8 protein-coding genes and 2 pseudogenes are annotated in these 8,379 nt (G+C 60.3%); all 10 read left to right on the top strand.

The window, feature by feature from the left end:
• Positions 1-420: 420 nt before the first annotated feature.
• On the top strand, positions 421-1,983 hold the full coding sequence (locus AC0L3X_RS45925) for a pyridoxal phosphate-dependent decarboxylase family protein (RefSeq protein ID WP_231145782.1): 1,563 nt from the start codon (positions 421-423) through the stop codon (positions 1,981-1,983).
• Positions 1,980-3,518, top strand: a complete 1,539-nt coding sequence (locus AC0L3X_RS45920; protein ID WP_473317527.1) for a phenylacetate--CoA ligase family protein — start codon at positions 1,980-1,982, stop codon at positions 3,516-3,518. Before AC0L3X_RS45925 ends, AC0L3X_RS45920 begins: the two co-directional genes overlap by 4 nt.
• Positions 3,519-3,555: 37 nt before the next feature.
• Positions 3,556-4,026 (top strand): hypothetical protein, encoded by a 471-nt coding sequence (locus AC0L3X_RS45915; RefSeq protein ID WP_231145780.1) that lies wholly within the window; start codon positions 3,556-3,558, stop codon positions 4,024-4,026.
• 11 nt (positions 4,027-4,037) lie between these two features.
• On the top strand, positions 4,038-4,844 hold the full coding sequence (locus tag AC0L3X_RS45910) for a hypothetical protein (protein WP_231145779.1): 807 nt from the start codon (positions 4,038-4,040) through the stop codon (positions 4,842-4,844).
• A complete protein-coding gene (locus AC0L3X_RS45905) occupies positions 4,841-5,275 on the top strand; it encodes a hypothetical protein (protein ID WP_439034103.1) in 435 nt (144 codons plus the stop codon). The genes AC0L3X_RS45910 and AC0L3X_RS45905 overlap by 4 nt, the downstream gene beginning before the upstream one ends.
• Positions 5,276-5,277: 2 nt before the next feature.
• On the top strand, positions 5,278-5,835 hold the full coding sequence (locus AC0L3X_RS45900) for a hypothetical protein (protein ID WP_231145777.1): 558 nt from the start codon (positions 5,278-5,280) through the stop codon (positions 5,833-5,835).
• 289 nt (positions 5,836-6,124) lie between these two features.
• On the top strand, positions 6,125-6,682 hold the full coding sequence (locus AC0L3X_RS45895) for a cysteine hydrolase family protein (RefSeq protein ID WP_231145776.1): 558 nt from the start codon (positions 6,125-6,127) through the stop codon (positions 6,680-6,682).
• 70 nt (positions 6,683-6,752) lie between these two features.
• On the top strand, positions 6,753-6,956 hold the full coding sequence (locus tag AC0L3X_RS45890) for a hypothetical protein (RefSeq protein WP_231145775.1): 204 nt from the start codon (positions 6,753-6,755) through the stop codon (positions 6,954-6,956).
• 302 nt (positions 6,957-7,258) lie between these two features.
• Positions 7,259-8,215, top strand: a pseudogene (locus tag AC0L3X_RS45885) (IS3 family transposase); the annotation flags it as partial.
• Between the two features lie 15 nt (positions 8,216-8,230).
• A pseudogene (locus AC0L3X_RS45880) lies at positions 8,231-8,379 on the top strand (IS66 family transposase); the annotation flags it as partial.

The raw sequence follows: 8,379 nt of genomic DNA, 5'->3' as shown, positions 1-8,379 counted from the left end.
AGTGGCGACGAGAGTACGGGTTGAGTAGCCTTGGGGTACTGCAGCACGACCACCACAGCACACCACAGTACACGACCACCACAGTACCAGACTGTCGACGCCAAGTTCTAGGGACCGATCATCTTGCTGCTCGATGCCCTCCACCTTGAGGGCGGGTGTCGGGAGAGGAGGAAACGATCGCATTGTCCAATAAGACATGCTGCGCTCTGGGACGGCGCATGCTGCGCTCTGGGACGGCGTTTGCTCCCAAGATATGCAAAGGACGCGGCGCCGACAACATAAGGGCCTCTCCATGACAGATCTTTCCGAATGGCGAACAAGTCCGAATGTTTGGTTGCTCCAACAGCACAATTTCGGGCGTTCGAGAATACCTGCGCGGCATGGGTGCGTCGGCAATGATCAGAAATCTTGAGGCGTAGTATGGATAGGCCGAATATACTCGATGAAGGTTCGTCGCAGCGGCGCCAGACGGTGGCCCCCGAAACAGAATCGCTTTTTAACGTCCGGAATTTCGCCGCAGCCGCTCATTATGCCGTCGAACGGCTCGCTGGTATGCTGTCGCGCGACGACGTTGAAGGTGTGCACCTCCAAAGACCAGCCGATCTGATGGCGAGCGCCCGGAGTCTCATGACTCCGGCTGATTTGGACGGCTTTGATGCAGCCCGCTTCGCCGACATTCTTGAACTTTATCTTGAAACCTGCATCAAAGTGAACTCACGCGGATATATGGGTCGGCAGTTCAGTTCGGTGATACCGGTCACTGCTGTCTTCGAAATGGTTGCCGCAATGGCTCCGCAGCCAGCCTCCTACTACGAGGCGGGACAGCTCGCCAACATTGCCGACCGGCTCATCGAAGAGGTGTTTGGCCGTTTCATCGGATGGCCACCGGCTAGCTTCGAAATGGTGACGACGTCTGGGGCCTCGCTTGCTAACATGACCGCGGCACTAGTAGCCCGCAACCGCTACGTTTCCGGAAGCTGGAACGGCGGACTCGCGGCCGGCCGCTCAACCCGGCCTGCCATTGCCATTGGCCAGGACGCCCACTTCTCCGTCTCCCGCATAGCCGGCATCATTGGCATTGGCCAGGATCAGGTGATACGGCTGCCGCTCAACGGTCGTCGGCAGATCTGCCTGGAGCGCGCCGCAGTGACCCTCGACGCAGCGGCGGCGCAGGGGCTGGATATCTTTTGCCTGATCGCTTCGGCTGGAACGACCGCGACTGGGGCAAATGATCCGTTGCCCGAACTTGCAGCCCTGGCGAAGCGGTGCGGCGCATGGCTACATGTCGACGCGGCCCACAATGGCGCTTTTCTGGTTTCGGACCGGCTGCGGCCAAGGCTTGCTGGACTGGAGCTCGCGGATTCGTTTTGCCTTGACGCCCACAAGGCCCTGTTCCTCCCGGCCCTTTGCACCTTGCTGTTCTACCGCGAGAAGGGTTTGGCGGAGACCGCGTTTCCTCAGAAGGACAGTTACGTATTTGACCCCTTTGAAGATGAGATGACAGCAGTGCAGAGCGGCGTGAAGAACTTTGAATGCACAAAGCGGCCGGCGATCCTGAACCTGTGGCTGGCTTGGTCACTGTATGGTCGCCGCGCCTTCGCGGATAAGTTGGAGCACCTGGTGATGATGACGGAAGCGGCTCACGATTATTTGGCCGACCAGCCTGACTTCATCGTCCCGTATCGACCAGAATCCAATATCCTCTGCTTCGTCCATCGGCCGCTTGGAGTGTACGGCAATCGGCTGTCGGGCCTGCAACTAGAGTTGCGCAACCGCGTACGGGCGGGCGGGCGTTACCTCTTGTCCAAGGTTGATCTCGATGGACAGACAATGCTCCGCATCGTCCTCATGAATCATCGGATCGGCCAGATTGACATCGAGGGGATCGTGGCGGAGATCCGACGCCATGCCCGCGAGATCCTCGAAAACAACGCCACACAGCGCGAGCAGAACCGGCCCATCCGACTGCAGCCTCAGGAATGAACATGCGCCAGTTCCCCTCTTCTTCCCGCGACTACGCTGGCCGGGTACTGCCGGGCACGACGCTGCATCCGTCCACCGTGGATGACGTGCTGGCTCTACCTTCTTTTCTAACCTCGCTTCTGCGTGCGCAGACCGATGCCCGCTGCAGGATTGACGAATTGTCTCAAGAAAGCCAGGCCGCCATCGTTGAGCGCAGGCTCTCGCAACTTGTCTCCATCTCGCGCATCAATCCGTTGTGGCGCGAGCGCATCGATAGTGCTGTCGGGACCGGTCCGGTGGAAAATTACGAGCAGTTCAAGGCGCTGCCGCTTACTGACAAGGAAGTTTTCCGGCAAATGTTCACGGAAACGCGGCCTGGTATGGTCGTGCCGATCGAGCGCTGCGGCTTTGAAATTGTGGCCAGCGGCGGTACCAGCTGCGGCAATCCCTCGGAAACCGTCTATTCGCTCGCCGAGCTGCAGGACACCTACGGCTGGGCGGGGGATTTCATAGGCAGACACATTATGGCACGTCACCTTATCGGCGTCGGCGCCAAATGGGTAGCCACTACGCTAGCCGACTATCAGATGTGGAGCAGCGGCACCATGGTGGGTGGCGTGCTCCAGAAGATCCCTGGCGTGAACTATATCGGCGCGGGCCCGATGAGCAGAGAAGTCTTCCAGCTCATGATGTCCTATCCGGGGCCGAAGGCGATGATGGGCATTACGCAAAGCATTGCGCTAATGGCCAATTTCGCCGACGGTCTAGCTCGCGAGGTGCGTGACAGCTTCCGGGTCGCCCTGTATGGAAGTGGCGTGCTCACTCCCAGGGTGCGGGCGGATCTCAGAAAAGCCTATCCAAACCTGATCGTACTCAGTTACTTCGCGGCGACCCAGGCGGAAACCATCGGCCTGCAGCTCGATCCGGAAAGCCCCGTCCTGACTGCGGTACCCGGCTTACACCTGGTGGAGGTGGTCAAGCCGGACGGGCAATGGGCCGCAATAGGGGAAGAAGGCGAACTGGTGGTGACGCGCCTGTTTGGTAATGCTGCCCCCGTGCTGCGCTACAAAGTAGGCGATCGAGTCGTCCGTCGCCCGGACTTGCGGTCGGCCGGCCTGAATGCCATGCAATTTGAATATGTCGGCCGCAGTGGCGACTTCATGCATATCGGCGACACGCAGTATTCGGCACCGCAGGCCTTAGCAGCTATCACTGCCGAATTCCGGCAGCGGCAAGTCCTGGACATCGATAGCGTCGCTACCGACATGCAGTTCCAGGTCGACCGCGCGAAGGGGCGGTTGCACTTAGTGATCGGCACGCCGGAAGCCGCATCCCTTTCGACACAGGTGGCCACGCGGCTGGGCCCCGAAGGCTCCTCGCCCTTGATCATTGCGGGTTTGGTCCGATCCCTGTCAGTCTTCAACGCGCTGGAGGCGAACGAGGCAAGTCTGCGTAGCTCCCGCTACAGCTTTGCCATTCGGCTTGTAGATCCACGGAATGCGGATTTGGTCCGCACCGCGTTCGGCAAGGTGCCCCTCGTCGTAGACCGCATTTGAAACGGGAACCAGGACCGCACCCGGCGGGAGAGAAACAATGACACCACTCAACATCCGAGTTTTTGTCGATGTTGTCGATCTGTTGCTTCGCAACACAGTGGACAGCAACGTCTTCATGTTTGACGATGGCTCCTGTCGCAGAGAGGGCCTTGGCACCTCCAAGCTGGTCAGCTCGGTCTGGCCAGGACAACTGGTCCGCTGGAGTTTAACACCGCTAGACGTCCAGACCATGGCTTGGCTGACCGGCGTGTCGTTTGATGGCAACGCTCCAGCGGTAACGGGCGGCGCGCTCCCCTGGACGCTCCACTGGCAGGGATACGCCCCCACTTGGATCCCTCCGGGCTCGCATCATGCCTACCGGCTGACGCTCGTTATGGGCGCCCTGAGTGGGCGCACGGTCAGCATCGAGGGACCGTCTCTTTTCTTCGTGCCTCCACCGCAAGAAGGGGCCTTTCTGGCTCAACCCTCGCCGACTCCTGTCGAGCGACCGCAGAATCCGCTCCAATAGAGGATGACGAAATGCAGATCTCGATTATCACGATCATCGATATCGAGACGGCCCTGAGGGAGGGCACTCTCGATGGAAATGCCTATCTCATCGATAATACGGGGCCGTTCGCCCCCATGACCGGCGCCGGCGTCCGCGTCACGAATGTTCCCGGCGTTTATAATGCCGACGGTTCGCAGGCGATGGAGGCTGTTCTGAACTGGATCACCCTGGGCGTCGCCGAGTTGCCAACGACGCTGCCCCGCAGCTATCCCCACCGCTTCAACACCGCGACCACCGCACGACGGCTGCTGAGCCGCCTCTCCGCTCGCACTCCGGAGGATGTCGCCAACGCGCTGGCCGACCAGAAAGGCGGCATTCGCGTCCCGAAGCTCCTGCAAGTTCGCGACCGCGGTGCGGTTCGCACCTATGACACCCCCCTGCTGAACGCGGCCGGTGAGGTCCTGGAACCGAGCGATTCCACTGCGGCGGCCAGCGTGCCTCCAGTTGTCATCCGCATTCGCGGCGCGGCGGTAGAACACGGTGTTCTTTATCCAGCCCTCTACGGTTCGCCCGATGCGTCGACGGAGGGCTGGTACTGGAGTGCCACTGTTGATACCGCCAAGGTCGGTCGCCACGACTATACAATGGAGGTGGCACTCTACCGCTCCGTTCAGGAGAACGGAGAGATGCTCTGGGAGCCGCAGATCTTCACCATGTCGTGCGGTATTCAGGTTGGCACCGCTCCGAGCGTCAACGGCTTCACTCGCGGCTTCGTACCAGGCCTGCTGCCGATCCTGACCTCCGGACCCTCGTGCAGTGCAGGAGACGCAATATGAAAACGATCAACGTTCGAATGGTCGTGAATGTCGCGGCCGCGTTGGAGGCCGATACGCTCGCTGGCCTTCTCTACATGATCGATGACAACCGTCTCGGCGGCTCGCGTAATCAGGCGACCGCCGAGCTGGCTACGGCGGTGGCACCAGGAGACCGGATCATCTGGACGATATTGCCGATCGAATGCGAAACGCATGCCGCGGTACGAGCTCTCGAACTGCCGGCGGAAATCTGCGAAGTTCGGCGCGAAACCTATCGTGAATCAGATGTCACCTACTGGGTTGGTTCCGTGAAGCAGCCGGTCGGCGACCTACCATATCGCCTGACCTTAGAACTGGGCAGCCGGACGCGGACGCTCGACAAGGGTGCTGACCCCCGCCTCATCGATCCCGCTCTTGAAGATTCCGCCCTTTCCACGCGAGCCAGGAGTTGATGATGGTTACTTCGGCATCCCAGAAGCCTGACGGCCCCACTCTGCCCTCTACCCAGTTAAATATCGTCACGCTCATAGACGTTGCCGGCACCCTCCGGGACGGCGGCCTCAGCGGGAAAACTGGGCTGATGGACAATGGCGGCGACAGTACCGGCAAAGGTACGAACACCTTGCGCACGGTATGCCGCCAGGGCCAAGTCCTGAACTGGCTGATTTATTGTACTGACATGGAAAAGCGTTCGGACGGGAGCTGGCCTCTATTCGCGCGTATCGTGAACATCGTTTTCGTGCTGCCCGACGGCACGCCGCAGCTCCGCAAATTATGTAATGATCTTAAGATTTATGGTGGCCCGGACAAGATTCGTAGTCCGTCGACGCCCTGCTACTATTATTGGGCGGGCTCAGTCGATCTGGAACTGGAGCCCGGGCTCTATCCCTATCGCCTCGTGCTCGAACTCGACACATTCGATCGCAATCGCAAAACCTATTTCAATCTGGATGGACCGGCGCTGCAGGTGGTTCCTCTGAAGGCCTTAGGCGCAACCCATCCAGACACCTAGGATGGATAACAAGCGGTCGGCACCGTCCACTTAATAGATCTACTAAAATCAAGGTGAGGGTCGCTTCACTCGCGTGCCTCTCTGTCGCGCTTCTGAGAATCCCAACCAGACTAGGGTGGAAGGGGGCTTACATCAGCGAACGCTCAGCTCGACAGCGAGTAGGTCTGGCTACAAAGAGCGAAACGATCGAACGCGATAGCTCATGGAATACACATCGCCGATCAGCTCCCGAGGCTGCGCAGGTTAATGCCGATCGACTGCTCGTCTAAAGTTGAAGGGAAATGTACGCATGACTCAGCGCGCTGTCATCGTTGTCGACATCCAAAACGAATACTTCCCATGCGGCAAGCTGCCCCTTGCTGGTATCGAGCAGGCCGCTGCCAATGCGGCCAGGGTCATTCAGGCCGGCCGCGCGAGTGGCGATACGGTCATTTACGTTCAGCACGAAATGCAGGCACCGGACGCCGTTATCTTCACTCCGAACACCTGGGGCGTGGAGATCAATCCCGTTGTCCAGCCACTGCAGCGCGAGGCTCTGCTCGTCAAGCACCATCCCAATGCCTTTCGCGGCACCGACCTGAACCAGCGGCTGGAGGCCGGGGGCGTTAAGGAGGTCGTGATCGTCGGGGCGATGAGCCATATGTGCATCGACGCCACCAGCCGGGCCGCCGCCGATCACGGCTACAAGATCACGATTGTGCACGATGCCTGCGCCACGTGCGATCTGACTTTCGGCGGCATGACAGTGCCCGCCTTGCAAGTACATGCGGCGTTCATGGCCGCGCTTGGCTTTGCATATGGCACCGTCACGACGACCAATGACTATCTTACAAGCTTTGCCGTTTGACGACCGCGGCCCGCCGGCAGCGATTACCACGAACGCATCGTGGCCGTCATGCCTTTAGGGCCTTTCGCCAATGGACGAATTCGCGATGCTTCTCGCCAACCGGTGCAGGACAGAATTCCAGCACCTGCAAAACGAACTCAATCTCGCGACTGGCGCCGGGCCGACCGACATAGCAGCGCTTCAACACGCGGCGCGCCGGATGAGCGGCATCGCAGCCCGCCTGGAAAGTGTAACGCGCGCGATCTCGAACGGTACCGCAAGCGGAGCACATTGAGCGCTCCCCTGAGGGACGCACGGCCCTGTCCACCTCCGTCTAACGGCCGTGGCTACGGCCGGGTCCGGAATCCGGGACTACTCGCGTTCGCATTCGGGATTCACATGCTGCAATGAAGGTGCGCCCGTGACGTCGTTACTGTGAAGCATTCTCGGATAGCTTTTTACGAGGGGCGATCCCCCGCTTCGCCGCGCACCTCAATGGCATCTGCCAGAGAGCTGGCCCCGCAAATTCGGACAGTAGCTTGAGTGGATTTTCTGCCTGACAGCGGCGAGGATTCTTGCCGCGAATCAGGAGCGAAGATGACGAAGAAGAGCCGCCGGACGCATTCTCCGGCATTCAAGGCGAAGGTTGCTTTGGCTGCGGTCAAAGGCGACAAGACGCTGGCGGAGCTGGCGCAACTTTTTGATGTTCATCCGAACCAGATCACGATCTGGAAAAACCAGCTCCTGGAGGGCGCCGCCGGCGTGTTTGGGCATGACAAGACATCGGCCGAGACGCCGGTCGATTTGAAGGCGTTACATGCCAAGATCGGCGAGCTGGCGTTGGAAAACGATTTTTTGTCCGGCGCGCTCACCAAGGCGGGCCTGCTGACCGCAAAGCGATGATCGACCGCGGTCATGATCTTTCTATCGTGCGCCAGGCGAAGGTCCTGAAGCTGGCTCGCAGCACGGTCTACTATGAACCTCGGCCAGTTTCGACCGAGGACCTTGCCTTGATGCGTCGGCTCGATGAGCTGCATCTCGATTATCCCTTCGCGGGAGCGCGTATGCTGCGATCGTTGCTGCGGCGGGAGGGCGTATACGCTGGTCGCCGCCACATCGCGACGCTGATGAAGCGCATGGGGATCGAGGCGGTCTATCGTCGCCCGAACACGAGCAAGCCGGCACCGGGTCACAAGATCTACCCGTACCTGTTGCGCGGATTGAAGATCGAGCGGCGCGACCATGCGTGGGCAATGGACATCACCTACATTCCGATGCGGCGTGGTTTCGTCTATCGCGCGGCGGTCGTCGATGTGTTCAGCCGACGGGTCCTGGCCCATCGCGTCTCGATCACAATGGAGGCGGCCTTCTGCGTCGAAGCGGTCCAGGAGGCGTTGGCGAAGCACGGCAGGCGAGATTTTCAACACGGACCAGGGCAGCCAGTTCACCAGCCTCGAGTTCACCGATGTGCTGCTGAACGCGAAGATCGCCATCATCATTGACGGCAAGGGCGCTTGGCGCGACAACGTGTTTGTCGAGCGGCTCTGGCGCACGGGCCGCGTAGTCCAGCGTGCCTGCGAGGATGGTGTCGTGCAGGCCGAGGCTCCGGCCCGGCTGATCGAGGGCGGCCTGCCGACCGACGCCACGGTCGCCCAGGTTCTGGTGTCCAAATATGCCGATCATCTGCCGCTCTACCGGCAGGCCCAGATCTATGCCCG

It is taken from the genome of Bradyrhizobium sp. MI1.7 (genome assembly GCF_055811795.1).
The sequence above is the reverse complement of the archived record's forward strand: the minus strand, read 5'-3'. Positions and strand labels throughout refer to the sequence as shown.